The following is an 18994-nucleotide window of genomic DNA, read 5'->3' on the forward strand; positions in this document are numbered from 1 at the left end:
TGTCGTACTAATTTATTTCTAACAACGTTTAACCTGTAATATTAATTTATAGCATCATAAAAAGATGAAACCAACACCTAATATATTTTTACTTCTTATATTTTTTGTTCTGTTATTAGCAAACGATTCTTCTGCACAAGAACCTCCATTTTTCCAGTTTAAAGATGATGAGTGGGTAACACAGCAACTCGAAAAAATGAGTTTGGAAGAACGGATCGCCCAGCTAATGATGATAACGGTTTATCCGAAACAAAACGAGGCCAGCAAGGCAATTTATAAGAAAAGAATACAGCAGTGGAAACCGGGTGGAATTTTGATAATGCAAGGTTCGCCGGCAAAAACGGCCGACTGGATTAACCAGTTCCAGGAAGCTTCTGAAACACCACTTTTAGTTGCTATCGACGGCGAATGGGGACCTGCCATGCGAACCGATAGCACAATTGTTTATCCGTATGCGCAATCGTTGGGCGCTGTTCAAGATAGTTCTATACTCTATCAAATGGGACATGATTTTGCCAGCCAGTTAAAACGAATGGGTATTCAAATGAACTTTGCGCCGGTTGCCGACATTAATACCAATCCTTTCAATCCGGTTATCGGGTTTCGTTCGTTTGGTGAGGACAAATATAGTGTGGCTCAAAAATCGTGGATGGTTGCCAAAGGAATGCAGGATAACAATGTAATTCCGGTAGCTAAACATTTTCCCGGACATGGCGACACTAAAACTGATTCGCATAAAACACTTCCGCTCATTCCGCATTCAAAAAGCCGCATTGACAGCATTGAAAGTTTTCCATTCAGATATCTATCAAATCGGGGAATAGCAGGGATTATGTCGGGGCATTTAAATATTCCCTCGCTTGATGATTCAGGAAAAACCTCATCGCTTTCGAAAAAAGTGGTTACCGATTATTTAAAAGAGGAGATCGGTTACAAAGGTTTTGTGGTAACCGATGCTATTAACATGAAAGGCGTAGTTACCGGACCGGGAAGAGCAGAACTGGAAGCATTGATAGCCGGTAACGACATGATTGAATTTGTGGCTGATGCAGGCAAAGCTGTTGCTACAATAAAAGAGGCAGTTGCAAACGGTGAGATCAGCGAAGACGAAATAAACGAAAAATGCAGAACAGTTTTGGCGCTGAAACGCTGGGTTGGCTTAAACGAATACCAACCCACTAGTGTGGCAGATATTACTGCCGATCTGAACGCGCCTGAATACCAGGTTACCAATCGAAAACTGATTAAACAATCGCTGACTGTTGTTGTAAATAACGACAGCACACTTCCTGTACAGGAACTTGATAAGCGAACTATTGCAACAGTAAATATTGGTGGCGCCCAAAAATCAGCCTTTCAAAGTATGTTGGCGAAATACACCAATATGGATCATTTTTGGTTACCTAAAGATGCCACAGAACAAACCTGGGCTAATCTCCGCCAAAAACTGGACAACTACAACTTTGTAATAGCCGGAATTACCGGCATCAACAAATATTCATCGAATAATTACGGCATTTCTGAAATACAGAAAAAGGCAGTTATCGACCTGGTCAATGAGCAAAATGTTGTGTTTTCAGTTTTTGGAAATGCTTACGCCTTGAAACATTTTGCCAACATCCACCATGCTGATGCTTTAATTGTAGCTCACCAAGACAATGAACTGACTCAGAAATTGGCCGCTCAGCTTGTTTTTGGGGCGTTTAAAGCCAGCGGAAAACTTCCGGTTACTTCCGACCGACGATTTAAAGCCGGCGATGGAATGGAAGTTAATCCAAACCAAACTTTTTCATACACTATTCCAGAGGAAGCAGGAATGAGCTCAGCCATCCTGAATAGAAAAATTGACTCACTGGCCAACCTCGGCATTTCAGAAGGGGCTTACCCCGGGTGCCAGGTTATGGTTGCCAAAGGCGGACAGGTGGTCTTTCATAAATGCTTTGGTTTTCAGACCTACGACAGTATTTACCCCGTAAATATGGACAATATTTACGACTGGGCATCAGTAACAAAAGTTACCGGCCCCCTTCCGGCAATCATGAAAATGGTTGATGAAAGAAAAATAAACATCGATGATAAGTTTAGTAAATACTGGCCCGATTTTATTGGAAGCAACAAAGAGAACCTGAGCTTCCGCGAGATCCTGGCACACCAGGCTCGTCTGGCATCGTGGATCGCTTTCTGGACCATGACCGTGCAGGAAGATGGGACACTCGACAGAAATGTATTTAAAGATCATCCCTCGTCGAAATTTGATATTCGCGTGTCAGAACGTTTACGTATGAATCATGATTTCCGAAAAACAATGTTCGATACCATCCGAACTTCAGAGCTTGTGCCAAGGAAAAAATACTTGTATTCGGGATTGAGCTTTTACCTCTACCCCGATATTATTGAAAATCTGACTGGCACACCTTACGAATCGTATGTTAAAAATACCTTTTACAAGCCCCTGGGCGCACAAACAATTACGTTTAATGCCTACAAACATTATCCGCTTAGCCAGATTATTCCAACCGAGGTAGACGATTTTTTCAGGATGGAAAAAATGCGCGGTTATGTACACGATGAAGGAGCAGCAATGATGGGTGGAGTTTCCGGAAATGCCGGGCTGTTCGGATCAACAACCGATTTAGCAAAAGTATTTCAAATGTATTTGCAAAACGGATATTTTGGCGGCCGCCGTTATATCTCAAAAGCAACAATAAATGAATTTACACGCATCCAGTACCCCGAAAATGAAAACCGAAGAGGTCTTGGTTTTGACAAACCCATGATTGATAATGATGAAAACGAACTGGAAGATGCCTATCCTGCTGTGTCGAGTAGCAAAAGCAGTTTTGGACACAGTGGCTATACCGGAACCTTTGCCTGGGCCGATCCTGACAACGGACTTCTATTCATCTTTATGTCGAACCGTGTTTACCCAACGCGAAACAACTCAAAACTCTACGAATTAAACATTCGCACTGCCATGCATCAGGCCATTTACGACAGTATTATTTCAGAATAAAAGCCGGCCAACAACTTCCTTTAAAAAATGTTAACAGTCTGCTTTTCGCAACCTGTTTTACAACATATAAACAAAATCTAACAACACTACCAATCAGGCAGTTACTTCTTAATAAAACCTTAAAAACACACATAATATTCTTCTTGTGATATAACATTTAACAATACCTGTTCGTGACGCTTTCATTATTAAATTATTAATTATACTTTTAATGCACGTTCTTTACAAATACAATAATTATTAATTAATACCACAGCGATATGGAGAAAAAAATAACATTTAACGAGCTGCGTAAAATCAAAGACAGCTTGCCTGACGGTTCTATTAAACAAATTGCGCAAGAGTTTGAAGTATCAGAACAAACCGTCAGGAATTATTTCGGAGGCGCGAATTACACAAGTGGAAAAGCAGTGGGAATACACATGGAACCAGGACCAAATGGCGGAATTGTTCTCTTGGATGATACGGCAATTCTGGAACGAGCTCAGCAATTAGTTGGCGCAGCGGTTTAAAGGAGAAAAACTAAAGATATTTACAAAACTGTCCTATATTTATGGGGCAGTTTTTTTATGTATAAATATTATCTAAACCATTACCTCATGAAGAAATTAACATTTTTCATTTCAATCATTTTTTCTACAATCTTATTTAGCTCGTGCGAAGCGCCCTGGCAACCGCTGTTCAACAGCGAAGACCTTGATGGCTGGGAAACGTTTATCGGTACTCCGCTTACCGGTTTTGAACACCTTTACGAAGAGGCCACTCCAGAAAACGTTTTTAAAGTTGTTGATGTTGAAGGAGAAAAGCTTATTCACATCACCGGAGAAGTAAACGGCTCGTTGGCTACCGTCGACACTTTTGCCAACTACCACCTGGAATTGGTTTTTAAGTGGGGCGACCAGGTTTACACAAAGAGAAACAGTGGCCTGTTATATCATAGCTTTGGCGAATTTGGCGAAGCTTTAGGCTCCTGGATGACAAACATAGAATGCCAGCTGATGCACGAAAATTTGGGCGACACATACCTCATGAACAATACTTGCTGCGAAACCGAGGTAAATCAAACTGAAAATGGTTATGTTTTCACAAAAGGAGGCGAACTCACACAATTTGGAAAAGACTTTAACGGCCCCGGAATAAAAAAAGCTGTTGATGCTGAGAATCAGCTAGGAGAATGGAATACTGTTGAACTTTACAGTTACGGCCGCACCACAGTACATTTGGTTAACGGACAGGTAACCATGATAAATACCAACACCGGAGTAAATGAAAATGGCCAGATCCGGCCACTAAGTTCAGGAAAAATACAAATTCAATCAGAAGGCGGCGACCTGTTTATCAAATCCGTTCGGGTTAAACCGATTAAGGAAATTCCTGCCGAAATCCTTCAATAAAAAATATTTTATACCCGTTTTTTAAAAAACGGGTATATTTTTGCGCAAATTTTAATCGAATATAAAAATCATGAGTGGTAAAACTTTACGCGATCAATTAACCTTAAAAAACACCGTGTTGGGTGTGCAGTTCTTATTTGTTGCTTTTGGTGCAACAGTTTTGGTTCCGCTACTGGTGGGAATCGACCCGGCCGTGGCCCTTTTTACGGCCGGAATAGGCACACTACTTTTTCACCTTGTTACCAAGGGGCAGGTACCGGTATTCCTCGGAAGTAGCTTTGCCTTTATTGCCCCAATTGTTGAAGCCACCAAATTATATGGCTGGCCGGGAACACTCTCAGGGATTATTGCCGTTGGGGTAGTATATGGGATCGTTTCTACCCTGGTAAAATTACGGGGAATTACATTTGTCGAGCGTCTTTTCCCTGCTGTTGTAGTTGGCCCCATTATTTTACTGATTGGTTTATCGCTGGCATCAACAGCTGTTGATATGGCTAAAACGGATTGGACACTCGCTGTTGTTACCTTGTTTACAGCCATTATTGTGGTAATTTTTGGGAAGAAAATGATTAAACTTATTCCCATATTTATTGCCATTGCAGTAGGGTATATCGTTGCAATAATATGGGGGAAAGTGGATTTTACCGCCGTTCAGGAGGCTGGCTGGATAACCTTACCTCAATTTACTACCCCAAAATTTAGCTGGCAAGCCATTTTATATATGATTCCGGTAGCCATTGCACCAATTATTGAACACGTTGGAGATATGTACGCCATTGGTGGTGTAGCCGAAAAGAACTTTATTGAAAAACCGGGTTTACACCGAACCTTGCTTGGCGATGGAATTGCGACTGCATTGGCTGGATTTTTTGGCGGCGTACCTAACACCACATATTCCGAAGTTACAGGAGCCATTACACTAACCAAAGTTACCAACCCATTTATCTTGCGTGTTTCGGCAATTACGGCTATAGTATTTGCTTTTGTGGGAAAAATAAGTGGCTTTCTAAAAACTATTCCGCAAGCGGTTTTGGGTGGAATTATGCTTTTACTTTTTGGAATGATCGCCTCAATAGGTATTAAAAGCATGGTTGATTCAAAAATGGATATGGGAGAAACCCGCAACCAGGTAATTGTTTCAATCGTTTTAACCGTTGGAATTGGTGGAGCCGTTATTTCGTATGGAACCTTTTCGCTTGCAGGTATCGGCTTGGCTGCTGCCGTTGGTATTATTTTAAATTTGATTTTGCCAAAGACGAAAAAAGAAGAATAGCTCAGAAATACTGACAACAAAAAGGATCCGATCTGCTAAATAGGTCGGATCCTTTTTTATCCTCATGTGTAAACTAAAAAGACTATTACGCAACAACCCTGACAATCAGCCACCTACTCATTTCTAATGGAATTAACAGATTATTCCATTTCTAAAATCAGTTCGACTCCTGTTTCTCTGGTAAATACTTCCAAAAGCGCCGGGGCATATGTTGGCGTTGCAACTTTAGATTTTTTCGTTCTTCAATGTTGATGTGTTTAAAATACGAACGCCACAGTTTTTGATAAAAGTCTTCGCCCTCGTGTAACAACTCCTCTTTCACCTGACCATTGTAAGCATTAAATTGCTTTTTTGTAAGCACCACTTCTTCTACCTTGTCGGTTCCATACAAAATACCATAGTTGCGGCGTAAATCGTAAATCAGCCAACGCTGATCGGTAAATCGTTTTTCGTAGTGGTTTATGATTAAAGGAATAACATCGTATTTGGGCTCGATACCGCAAAAATACATCCGGTCTTTGGTGCGCTGAAAACGAACAAACTGCATCATACGCATGGCTTCCTTTTTTACCTTTTGCGAAGTTTGTGTAAGATTCAGCACATCAGGATCACCATAATCGGTTTCCAGGTTAAGATGCCCGCTGAACATTCGGCGTAAGAAACGATAAATTTTCATTTCAATGCCTAATTCTTCCGACAAGAAAGCATAAAACAACAGTTGTTTGTTTTTCCCCGACAGGTGTTTTTGAATGCCCTTCCAAACCCGCTCGGCCTTTTTCGGGTCGGTAGCAATATCAATACTTTCAACAAAAAGGTAACGCTGCTCGCCATATCGCGAACAAATATCAACCGGGAAATCTTTTCGGTTGTAGCAATCGAAAACACAAGTTAAAAAACCTTCAAAAGTATTATCGTAGGTGTATATTTTCATGGCTGGATACTGGATTTTTGGGTACTCTATTCTGCACACTGCAACTAATGTAACGTTGGCAGCACGGGTTTAAAATCAGTAAATAACTTTAACTGCGTGTCAAATGACTTTTTGTATTTCGAATTCATTTCGCACAGTAATTTATGTTTTAATCGCTGAGGTTCCCACTCTGTTTTATGCACAGGCAATTCGTTGCAGGTAATAAAGTATTTAGCACGTTTCATTACAATTCCCAGGTTTTTCAGGTGCAGCGAATTTAACCGGCGATGTTTACGCGCCAATACAATTTTTTGTGCCGACTGCACTCCAATTCCAGGAACACGCAAAATCATTTCGTAATCATCTCGGTTAATATCCACCGGAAACAGGTGCATGTTTCGAAGTGCAAAACCCAGTTTTGGGTCCACATCCAAATCCAGAAAAGGCTGGTCTTCGCTTAAAATCTCCTCGGCTTTAAAATGATAAAAACGCATTAACCAATCACTCTGATACAGGCGATTTTCGCGTACCAGCGGCGGACGGTTAACAGCCGGCAGGCGGGCATCGTAACTATTAACGGGCAGGTAACCTGAAAAATAAACCCGTTTCAGATTTTGCTTTTTGTACAAACCCGATGACAGCAGAATGATTTGCCGATCTGTTTCCGGCGAGGCACCAACTATTAATTGTGTGCTTTGCCCGGCCGGAGCAAATCGCGGTGCAGTGCGGTACTTTTTCCGTTCTTCTTTTGCCACAAGAATCGAATTGCGGATTTGCCCCATGGGCGTAATAATATCAGGATAGTTTTTTTCAGGTGCCAGCTTTTTCAGGTTCAGTTCTGTTGGAATTTCCATGTTTACACTCAAACGATCGGCCCAAATTCCTGCTTCGTGAATCAACTCACTACTCGCTCCCGGAATAGCTTTCAAATGAATGTAGCCGTTGTAGTTTTCTTCGTTACGCAATTTTTTAGCCACCTGTACCATGCGCTCCATGGTAAAATCAGGACTTTTAATCACCCCCGAACTCAGAAACAACCCCTCGATATAATTACGGCGGTAAAAACCAATGGTAAGGTCCACAATTTCCTGAGCCGTAAAAGTAGCACGCGCCCGGTCGTTGGTACGGCGGTTAATACAGTAAGCACAGTCGTAAATACAATTGTTGGTCATTAATATTTTAAATAAGCTCACACAGCGGCCATCTTCGGTAAAGCTATGGCAAATGCCGCAAGCTACACCATTCCCAATTCCCTTACTGCTGTTGGCCCGGTTACTGCCGCTCGATGCACACGACACATCATATTTTGCTGCGTCCGACAATATCTTTAGTTTTTCATGTACTGCGTCATTCATAGTATTCACTTCATTTTTTGTCACTAAAAATCATTCATTGTGTTCAAAAAAAATCCCCGGCACTTCTACCAGGGATTAGGAACCTCTGTTCATTTTGGGTTTAAACATTTAGGAACATTAAGGAAATATGTTGAGTTAAAACAAATACATTTATTGATAATATTATTATCATTTACGTCGATAATAAATTAATCATTTATTTTTAAACTGCAAGAATAATTTTTACATTTGAAGAAATAATTTTCCCCACATGAATTACTTTGGCAAGAATATCAAACTGTTACGCAAGCGAAAAAAACGTACACAAAACGAAGTGGCTGCAGCGATGGAATTAAAGCGCACCACCGTTAACGCGCTCGAAAATGCAATCAGTCAACCTACGGTTTCGCATCTTCAATCCTTTTCCAAGTATTTTGGAATTGCTATCGACACGCTGATTAATGTTGATATGCAACAATTATCAGAAAGTCAGTTTGCCGACCTGCAGAATGGTTTTGATGTGTTTATACGGGGCTCCAAATTGCGGGTTATTGCCACAACTGTAGATTCGGAAAATAACGACAATATTGAGTTTGTAAACGAAAAAGCCAAAGCCGGCTATGTAAATTGTTTTGCAGATCCGGAATACATCGGAAAATTACCGGTTTTTCAGTTGCCCTTTCTCTCGAAAGATAAAAAATACAGAGCCTTTACTATAGAAGGCGACTCGATGCTACCTATCTCCGCCGGATCGATTGTAATTGGTGAATTCATCCAGGATTTCTACAACATTAAAAGCAACGAAGCATACATTGTTGTTACCCGCGATGATGGCATTGTTTTTAAAGTGATTGAAAATAAAATTGACGCCGAACGATCGCTACACCTGATTTCGTTAAACAAAGCATTTGAACCGTACGACATGCCAATTGCCGATGTTACCGAAGTTTGGAAATTTGTGTGTTACCTGAACACCAGCATCCCAGAACCGGAATCTGAGATTAACCTGCTGATGAAACAAATGGACGACATGCAACAGGCAATCAAAAAGCTCGGAGCAAAAATTGGTTAGTGCATAAGAAACTACTCTCACTTTCCTTTCGTAACTTTAGAAAAAGTTTGAAAACAGGAAATGCAAGAGGCTTTATTCTATAGCAAAACAACAAAAGGCCAGGTTCGGTGTGAGCTCTGTCCGTGGAACTGTGTTTTATCCGACGGACAAACCGGCATCTGTAAAGTACGAACCAACCACAACGGTATTTTAGTTACCAACGTTTATAATAAAGTTGCAGCCATCGGCTCCGATCCTATTGAAAAAAAACCACTTTATCATTTTCACCCGGGAAAAAATATATTATCGGTTGGAGAAGTGGGCTGCAATCTGGAATGCAGTTTTTGCCAAAACCACCGAATCTCGCAGTGCAAAGCTTCCGAGTTTTCCGGGTTCCACAATATCACTTCCAATAAGATTGTTGACGAAGCCCAGAAAACATGGAACAACACAGGCATTGCCTACACCTACAACGAGCCTTTTACTTTTTACGAATTTTTACTGGATACCGCTCAGTTAGCTCGTTTAAAAGGATTAAAAAATGTCGTTGTTTCCAATGGCTATATTAATGCAGCGCCTTTACAAAAACTACTGCCATTTATCGATGCCTTTAATATCGATCTGAAAGCTTTCACCGACGATTTTTATAAAAAATATACGAAAGGGAAATTACAACCGGTTTTAAATACACTAAAACAAATTGCGCAAAGTCCGGCTCATCTTGAAATTACCACACTTATCATTCCCGGATTGAATGATGATAGCTCCGAATTTGAAAGCATGATAAATTGGATTGCCACCGAGTTAGGAGAAAATGTGCCGCTTCATTTGTCGCGCTATTATCCGCAATACAAGCTAAACGCACCTCCTACTCCTGTAGAAAAATTAGTGGAGCTTTACGATCTCGCAAAACAGCAACTACAACATGTATTCCTTGGAAATATAAGTGACCAAGAACGGTCAACCACCTACTGCAAAAACTGCAATGCGCAGCTGATTTCGAGAAACCGTTACAATACAGCAATTACTACTCTTGATCGCGCAGGGAATTGTAAAAAATGTGGTACTTTTTCTTCTGTAGTTATTTAGCGGCCATAAGCTCGTAAAGCACGCCTTCGCGTAAAGCAAAATCTGTCTGGACGATTTGTTTTATTCCAATGGCAGAAATAAGGGTTTCAATCAAAATTATTGCCGGCACAATTAAATCAACCCGCACAACATCCATACCTTCCATTTGCAAACGCTCTTTGCGGGTAGATTTTAATAACCTTTCATAAACCGAATAAAACGCTTCAAGCGATATTACCTGTGTCACCCTTTGTTTCTCTCCCGGACTCACTTCATCAAGTATATCGGCAATTGTGTCAAAAGCTCCCGAGCAGCCAATTAAAGTTGCCACCTTTTTGTCAAGGCAATTCTGAATCGCCGATTGATGTTCTGCAGTAAAATAATTCTGAAGTTCTCGAATTTGTTCGTCATTTATCGGATCAAAAAGATCAAATAAATTAATGATACGTGACATTCCTGTTGCCCGGCTTTCTTTCCAAATAATCTCTTCTTTGTGCGTTAATATCAACTCGTTACTTCCACCACCAATATCAAGAATTACAGATGGAAATTCAATTTTCCCAAAAGCTAATAAAACGCCGTTGAAAATGAGTTCTGCTTCCCGCTCTCCGGAAATAACATCAATAGAACAACTGCACTCTTTCTCAATGGCCGCAAGAAATTCCGTTTTATTTCCGGCAGTGCGCACTGCAGAGGTGGCAAGGGCAAAAATTTTGTCGACACCAAAAGTATCCATCACTTTTTTATGCGCACGAAATGCAGCGGAGGTCCTAAAAGTGGCTTCTTCACTTATCTGGTTATCCCGAATTTTTCCGTCGCCTAACTTTATCATTTGCTTGCTTTGATGCAAGATCTTGTATACTGCACCTTTCGTCTCAGCAATAAGCAAATTACAAGTATTTGTTCCTAAATCTATTACAGCGATACGCATAAAATAGCTTTGAGATTATTGAATAGAGACAAATTAATACACCTTTGAATTAATATCCAAAGCTTTCTTCCTATTTCATTCAGGCTCCCGTTTTTTTAATTCAGGCTGATTGTATTAATTTGCACTGTAACAATTGAAGCATGCTACAGCAACTGAAACAAAAAATACAAAAGCTTGGATTTCTCGATTCTGCCATTCTTCCCGCTTCGTTTTTAGGGGAAGAAGAACCGCGCTTTAAAGCGTGGTTGCAAAAGGATATGCACGGAGAAATGGGCTATATGAACCGCAACATCGATAAACGTTTAAATCCGTCGTTACTGGTTGACAATGCCAAAACAATTATCATTCTTTTGCTGAACTATTTCCCCGAATCAACACAGCAAGATTCCTCGGCACCGGTACTTTCGAAATACGCCTACGGCACCGATTATCATTTTGTAATGAAAGACAAACTAAAGGAGCTGCTTCAATTTATTCAGGACGAAGTGGCACCTTGTTCGGGACGCCCATTTGTCGATTCGGCACCAGTTTTAGAACGTGCGTGGGCTCGGAAAGCAGGCCTCGGCTGGGTTGGGAAAAACAGCAACCTGATTTCACCACATCATGGCAGTTACTTTTTTATTGGCGAATTGATTATCGATATCGAATTGCCGTACGACGAGCCAAAACTGGTACGTGACCATTGCGGACGCTGCACAAAATGTATTGATGCCTGCCCCACCAAAGCCATTGTTGCCGACCGCGTAGTTGATGCCCGCAAATGTATCTCCTACCAAACGATTGAAGTGCGCGGCGAATTGGATGCCGAATTAAAAGGGCAATTTGAAAACCGGGTGTTTGGCTGCGACATTTGCCAGGATGTGTGCCCCTGGAACTTAAAATCGGAACCGCACAACGAAGCCGGATTAAAACCACACCCCCAACTTTTAACGCTACAAAAACAAGATTGGGAGACAATGCAACGTCCGTTGTTTAATGAGCTTTTTAAAAAATCGGCGGTTAAACGAACCGGGTTCAAGGGGTTGCAACGTAATCTCCGTTTTATAAACGATGACAAAGCGAACCACAACGAATAATTAAAACGGCTTTATCGTAATTGAATATTTTTTCACATCAGGTCGCACCCGGTATTTTTGCAACTGCCGAATTGCTGTCCCCCCAACTCCCGACACCTCGTAATCTACATTCAGAATTGTATTTGGAGCCTCTTCCAGTTCGTAAGTGTACATGGCCCGTGACAAATTATCAGTGCTGTATTTATGCAGACTAAAATTCAACGGTTCATTTCCTTCAATCATTAAACCTTTCCCATCTTCATTGTGCACTTTTAGCCATCGTACGTCACTGCGGTTACCGTATTCCTGCGGAATAATATAGGGCACGTACATTGAATCGGTTGTTGAATGATACAGCCCAACTTTGGCTCCGGTTTTGCGGTCGGGATAGTTTTCAAACGGCCCGCGACCGTACCATTGCACACTGTTAAAACTTTTGGGTAACTGAAACTGCAATCCCACTTTTTGCAACATCTCGGGCATCGGTCCATGCGGAATTATTTCCTGCTCCAAGTGAATACTTCCGTCGGCCGAAAATGTCCAGATTTCTTTGCGTTCAAATGCTGAAGAAAAAAACCACTGGTCTTTTCGCCTGGCCGGATCGAGGCTTGAATTAGAAAAAACATCCATTTTCAAAATCACCTCGTTGTTGTTTACCTGAAACAGTTCGTATTCCTCAACTCCAGGCAACAAATCACGCATTCCTAAGGTGCGCAGTTGGTTATCAATACTTCTTCCCCTTCCCGGTGTTTTGTTGCTGCTACCGACCATATAACTTCCCCACGGATCGATATCGTTAGCAATGGGAGCGCGCCAAACCATAAATTCCGGCCCGCCTTCCAGGTACTCTGTCCCCTTATATTTTAACGATACAAAACTTCCTGTTTTTTTATCAATAGTATACTTAAAATCATTGCCGCTAATTCGGATGTAATTTTCATCCTCGCTGGCAGTAATTTTCTGCTTAATTTCTTCCTCATCAACAAAATAATAATCAGTTGGCACAGCAAACTGTTCCCAGGCAATTTCGTGTCCTTTTGGTGCCCAATTCAGGTTTTCTTTTAACAGGAAAGACACTTCAAGTAAACACTCTGTAGTCGATTCAATTCGCGGACGACGATAATCGATGGTAATCTCTCCTGTTTCGCCTGCAGGAATATCACAAACGAAAAATCCGCGCTGACTGGTTTCTCCATCTACTGTAATCTGCCAGAATCCTTCCAGCTCATTTAAGTTTTTGAAATGATGACGGTTTGTTACTTTCAGCACACCGTTTTCAATGTCAATAGCTTCAAATTTTACCGGCTGCCCCGATCGTTTTATCTGATTGATTTCAGGCTGAACAGTTCTGTCGGGCCAGATAATTCCGTAAGTTCGTCCTCCCAGGCCAACAGCATAAAAGTCACCATCTTTTTCATCCTCTTCAAAATTCAGATGGAGCACAAGCCCCTCTTTTTCATCCTCAATATTGTTGATATTTACCGCCTTGTTAAATACCCGAACATTGTCGATCACCATGCGTGACATGCGCCCCGAATGTTCCCCCTGATCCTGACTTTCCGCTTCCCTACCAATACACAGCGGAAAGGGTGTGGAACTAATTATTCCGTCGTAAGAAGTTGTTGCTACACGTTTATTGTCAACAAAAAGTTGTAGGCTGCTACCATTATAAAGGCCGGAAATATGGTGCCAGTTCTCGTAAAAACCCGAATCCACTTTTGTTTTGGCTGAAATTCGTTTATCGCCATGCACATAAAACTCCAGCGTTTCAGCATCGTCCATTTGAATACCGTAACCATGCTTTCCTTTGGCAATAAACACATTGGCTTGTGGAATTTCGGATGGTTTCACCCAAAAATCGATGGTCAATTGCTTGGTAATATCCAAACTCGGATCGCGGTAAAATTCCACCCAATCGTCGTGGCCAGAGAATTCCAGCCCCCAGCCATAAACACCTTGCTGAAATAGGGGACGGCCCATAATCTGCCCATCAATTTTTTGCGGAGAGAGATCGGGTAAAGTCCAGCGGGGCGTGTTTATCCCCGGACTGATCCAGTCCCAAATAGCACCGCCTGTTAAGCGCGGGTATTTCCAAATGTACTCCCAGTATTCGTCCATACCACCAAGGCCGTTTCCTGTGGCAGCCAGGTATTCATCCATAAACGATGCCCGCATATCGTTGGCAGGCAAAACTTTTCCCTGTGCCAGGTTTTTGTAATCCATCGGCACCCAGTAACGCGGCCCCACCACATCCTCAAAAGGAATGTAAAACGTATTTCCGCCATACATCCACGCCGGGCGACTCGGATCGATGGCCTTTCCGGTTTTTATCACTTCATTGATATTCTGTCCACTGCCCGATTCGTTTCCGGCACTCCAAACAATTACTGACGGATGATTGCGATCACGATAAACCAATTTTCGCGAACGGTCGCGATACATCTCGGTCCACTCCGGCTTTTCCGATAAATTAATATTGTTGTGCGCTTCATCACCAACTTCATCAAAAATATACATGCCCAGTTCGTCGGCCAAAGCAATGTACTCGGGTGTTGGCGGATAATGGCAAGTACGCACACAATTGATGTTGTGCTGTTTCATCAGCAACAAATCCTGCTTTAATGTTTCCAGCGGCACTGCCTGCCCGTGCTCCGGATGATGCATGTGGCTGTTTACTCCATTTAATTTTACCGGAACTCCGTTAACGGTTAAAATCTTATCCTTGTATTCCACCTCGCGGAAACCAATTTTTTGAGTGAATGCTTCGGTAACTTTTCCGTTAGTATTTTTCAGCTGTACCAACATGGTAAAAAGAGTTGGAAATTCGGCCGACCACTGAGGTGGATCGACAATCAAAGTCGATAATTGGACCTTCATATTTCCCATTGAATCCACTTCGAAATCTTCCTGAAGTGATCCGTCTTTTAAAATTGACCTGCCTTCGATATCGTAAACATCAACAACTATTTCTCCTGTTTTCGCTTCCGGTAATTTATTGCGGATATGAGTTTCTACGGTTAACGTTGCATCCTTATAATTTTCATCAAAATCTGTCACCACATAATGATCGTGGATAAATGTTTTGGGTTGGGCGTATAATTTCACATCGCGAAATATGCCTGACAAACGCCACATATCCTGGTTTTCGAGATACGAACCATCGGAAAAACGAATCACCTGCACAGCCAGATCGTTCTCGCCTTTTTTAATAAACGATGCGAGATTAAATTCTGCCGGTTCAAATCCGCCCTGGTTGTAACCAACCTGCTGTCCGTTCACCCAAATGTAAGATGCTGATTTTATGCCCTCGAAACGTAACATTACTTCTTTATTTTCCCAGTTTTCGGGAACGGTAAATTTTGTTTTGTAACATCCGGTTGGGTTGTAATAATCGGGAACATTCGGCGGATCATTCTCAATCGACATGGCAACATTTCGGAATTTCGGATGGCCGTAACCTTCCATTTGCCAGTTGGCCGGTACTTTTATTTCATCCCATTGCGTATCATCAAAATCAGGTTTCCAAAAATCTTTCGGTACTTTTTGCGGCGTTTCCACCCACTTAAACTTCCACTGTCCGTTCAGCAACTGGTAGTTCTCACATTTACGCGGCATATTCTGAATCGCATTATCTACCGATTCATAAGGAATATGAAATGCATGTGGCACATTTTGTCCTTTCTCAAAAACAGCCGGATTTTCCCAATCGCCAGGAAGAAATTCAACCTGCTGAGAAAAAGAAAAAAAATAAAAAGTGAGAACAAAAAATAAAGTGGTAGCTCGTTTCATTATAGTTGTAGTTAGTTCTGTTGATAAGGTTAAAAATACTCCAACTTTATGAAAAACACCAAAAACATCAAATCTTTAACAGTAAAATTAAAATATTTGATAATTCTGTTTCAATCCAGAGAAACACGTTTTAGTATCTTTGGCTCCTAAAATATTTAATATGAAACCTATTCTTCCAGCAATCTTTTCACTTGTATTTCTGTTTGCGTGCAGCTCTTCAACACAAAATAAGAGCACAACAACAGACAAACAAACTCCAACTATAAAAACGCTTTCCAACGACGGTGCCTGGTGCTGGTTTTCCGACCCGAGAGCCATTTATACCGATTCCGGGGAAATAATTACCGGATGGGTAAAAAAGGACGGGTCGATTGAAGTGGCCTCTTTAATTCCGGAAACCGGGGAAGCAAAGTTCAATATTATTTATCCGCAATTCGAGGTCGACGATCATGATAATCCGGCATTTACAATGCTTCCCAATGGAAATATTTTTACCATGTTTGCCTGGCACGCTCCCGATAAAGGGGTGGTTTATAACTCCACAACAAACGGCACCGATATTGAAAGTTTTGGCGAAAATGTAGTTTACAAACCAAAAACCGACGAACTGCTGAAAAACTTTCCGAGAGAGACATACACTTATGCCAATCCTTTTGTTTTGAGCGAAGAAGACAACAAACTGTTTGTATTTGGCCGCTGGATTGGTTTTAAACCCAACATGATTATCTCGGAAGACAACGGCAATACCTGGAGTGAGCAGTATGTGGTAATGAGCGACGATCCGTTTACGCCACACAACCGTCCGTACGTAAAATACCACTCCAATGGAAAATCAAAAATTCATATGATTTTTACCGACGGACACCCGCGTGTTGAACCTACCAACTCGGTTTATTACTGCTACTACGAAAAAGGTGCTTTTTGGAAAGCCGATGGCACAAAGATTTGTGATCTTTCCGGATTACCATTTCAGGTAACCGATGCAACAATGGTATACAAAGCCAATGAACAAACCGGGCGTGCCTGGATTTGCGATGTGGTGGAAAAAGACGGAACTCCTTATATTCTATACACCCGCCACCCGCAGGAAACAGACCATGGCTATTATTACGCTTGGTACAATGCCGAAACACAAAACTGGGAAGACCACGAAATATGTAAAGCCGGAAAATGGTTTCCGCAAACACCTGAAGGAGAAACTGAACGCGAACCACACTACATGGGTAATATGACTTTTAACCCAAATAAACCCAACGAGATTTACTTATCGCGCGAGGTGAATGGTGTTTTTGAGATTGAAAAACGTACTACTTCTGACGGAGGGAATTCGTGGGATATTACACCAGTTACACAAAACTCGGAGCTAGACAATGTACGTCCGTATATTCCACGTTATCAACCCGATGATACAAAGACCGTTGTACTGTGGATGGAAAATAAAAAATACATTCATTACACTGATTACGACTGTAATGTAAAATATTACATCGAACCGTAGGAGAAAAGATTGAAGGTAGATTGACAGAAATCTCTGGTCATTGGATATTTTAGAACTTTGTGGCTTTACGAGAAGTTTAGTGGCAAATTTAGCTTTGGGCAGAACTTTCTTTAAAGTTATCTTTTCTCTAATTCCCTTTCTAAACAGAATTAAAAGTATAATTTTGCGTGTACGCTAACGGAAATCTAATAACTAAAAAATAATTCATGAAACATCTATCAACAGCTGCTGTGGCACTCGTAATTCTGTTTTCAGCGTGTTCGGGTGGAAGCCAAAAATCTACTGAACCCGAAAAAGAAAAAAACAGGTTTACCGGAGCAAAAGACGAGGTGAAAATTATGACTCTTGATCCGGGTCACTTTCATGCCGCGCTGGTGCAAAAATCGATGTACGACCAGGTTGATTCTGTAGTTAATGTTTATGCGCCCGATGGCGAAGATGTGGTGGATCATCTGAAACGAATTGAAGGATTTAACACGCGTGCGGAAAATCCTACATCGTGGGAGGAAAAAGTGTATAAAGGCGCTGATTTCTTTGAAAAGATGCTAGCGGAGAAACCCGGAAATGTAATGGTTACTGCCGGAAACAACGCTAAAAAGACCGATTACATTTTTAAAACAATTGATGCAGGGATAAATGTGCTGGCTGATAAACCAATGGTGATCTCTCCCGAAGAGTTTCCGAAACTGGAAAAAGCTTTCCGGGTGGCAGAAGAAAAAGGCGTGCTATTATATGATATTATGACCGAACGTCATGAAATCACAACACTCATCCAGCGCGAGTTATCGCAACTGCCCGAAGTTTTTGGAACACTTCAGTTAGGAACGGAAGAAGAACCGGCCATTACAAAAGAGAGTGTTCACCACTTTTTTAAATATGTTTCGGGAAATCCTTTAAAGCGTCCGGCATGGTTTTTCGATACCAAACAACAGGGCGAAGGAATTGTGGATGTAAACACGCACCTTGTTGATTTGATCCAGTGGGAAGCTTTCCCCGAAGTGATTTTATCGAAAGAAGATGTTGAAATTGTTTCGGCAAGGCGCTGGACCACCGACCTTACCCCTGAAATGTTTAAAAAAGTAACCTACCTGGATGAATATCCGGAATACCTGAAAAAAGACGTTGACGGGGATATTTTAAAAGTTTATTCAAACGGAGAAATCAATTACAGGCTAAAAGGTATTCATGCCAAAGCATCGGTAATCTGGAATTTTCAGGCACCTGAAGGCGCCGCTGATACACACTACTCCATTATGCGCGGAACAAAATGTAACCTTGAAATCGTTCAGGGAGAAAAGGAAGGTTATAAACCACAATTGTATATTGAAGCTACAGAGGTTGACCCTATGGAATTTGCCGGTAGCCTGAATAATGCAGTAACAGGATTAGCAGAAACCTACCCCGGCATTTCGGTGGAAAAAATTGGCGACAAAAAATGGGTAATGAATATTCCTGACAAATACAAAGTTGGCCACGAAGCACACTTTGGACAGGTTACTGAAAAATACCTGCAATACCTGATTGACGGGAAACTACCTGAATGGGAAGTACCAAATATGATTGTAAAATATTACACGACTACTGAAGGTTTGAAAGCTGCAAGACAGTAGTTCTTTAAAAATATTCAAACGAAAGCTGCTCTGTTTGGGCAGCTTTTCTTGTAAGAAAAATATTGAGG

The 18994-nt window shown here is 41.4% G+C and carries 13 protein-coding genes; 9 read left to right on the plus strand and 4 right to left on the minus strand.

Annotation, left to right across the window (positions count from 1 at the left end; all coding sequences use genetic code 11):
* Positions 1-64 precede the first annotated feature (64 nt).
* The 4 genes from G0Q07_RS18665 to G0Q07_RS18680 all read left to right on the plus strand — a co-directional run bounded on the left by G0Q07_RS18665 (position 65) and on the right by G0Q07_RS18680 (position 5680).
* Complete coding sequence (locus tag G0Q07_RS18665) at positions 65-3013, plus strand: glycoside hydrolase family 3 N-terminal domain-containing protein (protein ID WP_163348583.1); 2949 nt, start codon at positions 65-67, stop codon at positions 3011-3013.
* A 260-nt stretch (positions 3014-3273) separates the two neighbouring features.
* Positions 3274-3525 carry an HTH domain-containing protein gene (locus G0Q07_RS18670; protein WP_163348584.1) on the plus strand — a complete coding sequence of 84 codons (252 nt, stop codon included), beginning with the start codon at positions 3274-3276 and terminating at the stop codon, positions 3523-3525.
* 87 nt (positions 3526-3612) lie between these two features.
* Complete coding sequence (locus G0Q07_RS18675) at positions 3613-4407, plus strand: 3-keto-disaccharide hydrolase (RefSeq protein WP_163348585.1); 795 nt, start codon at positions 3613-3615, stop codon at positions 4405-4407.
* Positions 4408-4477: 70 nt separating this feature from the next.
* Entirely contained in the window at positions 4478-5680 is a 1203-nt protein-coding gene (locus G0Q07_RS18680) for a uracil-xanthine permease family protein (RefSeq protein WP_163348586.1), read from the plus strand.
* A 157-nt stretch (positions 5681-5837) separates the two neighbouring features.
* Here the strand turns inward: G0Q07_RS18680 and G0Q07_RS18685 are convergent, their stop codons facing one another.
* A complete protein-coding gene (locus G0Q07_RS18685; protein ID WP_163348587.1) occupies positions 5838-6611 on the minus strand; it encodes a TIGR03915 family putative DNA repair protein in 774 nt (257 codons plus the stop codon).
* Between the two features lie 44 nt (positions 6612-6655).
* Positions 6656-7945, minus strand: a complete 1290-nt coding sequence (locus tag G0Q07_RS18690) for a putative DNA modification/repair radical SAM protein (protein WP_163348588.1) — start codon at positions 7943-7945, stop codon at positions 6656-6658.
* Positions 7946-8195: 250 nt separating this feature from the next.
* Here G0Q07_RS18690 and G0Q07_RS18695 point away from each other — a divergent pair, with 250 nt between their 5' ends.
* Both G0Q07_RS18695 and amrS read left to right on the plus strand, forming a co-directional pair.
* Positions 8196-8996, plus strand: a complete 801-nt coding sequence (locus tag G0Q07_RS18695; protein WP_163348589.1) for an XRE family transcriptional regulator — start codon at positions 8196-8198, stop codon at positions 8994-8996.
* Between the two features lie 60 nt (positions 8997-9056).
* Entirely contained in the window at positions 9057-10064 is a 1008-nt protein-coding gene (amrS, locus tag G0Q07_RS18700) for an AmmeMemoRadiSam system radical SAM enzyme (RefSeq protein ID WP_163348590.1), read from the plus strand.
* Here the strand turns inward: amrS and G0Q07_RS18705 are convergent.
* Positions 10057-10974, minus strand: coding sequence for a Ppx/GppA phosphatase family protein (locus G0Q07_RS18705; RefSeq protein WP_163348591.1), 918 nt, complete (start codon positions 10972-10974; stop codon positions 10057-10059). The genes amrS and G0Q07_RS18705 overlap by 8 nt on opposite strands.
* A 140-nt stretch (positions 10975-11114) precedes the next feature.
* Here G0Q07_RS18705 and queG point away from each other — a divergent pair, with 140 nt between their 5' ends.
* A complete protein-coding gene (queG, locus tag G0Q07_RS18710) occupies positions 11115-12050 on the plus strand; it encodes a tRNA epoxyqueuosine(34) reductase QueG (protein WP_163348592.1) in 936 nt (311 codons plus the stop codon).
* Here the strand turns inward: queG and G0Q07_RS18715 are convergent, their stop codons facing one another.
* Entirely contained in the window at positions 12051-15818 is a 3768-nt protein-coding gene (locus G0Q07_RS18715; RefSeq protein ID WP_163348593.1) for a beta-galactosidase small subunit-related protein, read from the minus strand.
* Between the two features lie 160 nt (positions 15819-15978).
* Between G0Q07_RS18715 and G0Q07_RS18720 the strand changes: the two genes are divergently transcribed.
* A complete protein-coding gene (locus G0Q07_RS18720; protein WP_163348594.1) occupies positions 15979-17316 on the plus strand; it encodes a BNR-4 repeat-containing protein in 1338 nt (445 codons plus the stop codon).
* Between the two features lie 206 nt (positions 17317-17522).
* Positions 17523-18926, plus strand: coding sequence for a putative oxidoreductase C-terminal domain-containing protein (locus G0Q07_RS18725; RefSeq protein ID WP_163348595.1), 1404 nt, complete (start codon positions 17523-17525; stop codon positions 18924-18926).
* The last annotated feature ends 68 nt before the right edge of the window (positions 18927-18994 follow it).

The sequence above is a fragment of the Draconibacterium halophilum genome, assembly GCF_010448835.1.
Taxonomy (GTDB): domain Bacteria; phylum Bacteroidota; class Bacteroidia; order Bacteroidales; family Prolixibacteraceae; genus Draconibacterium; species Draconibacterium halophilum.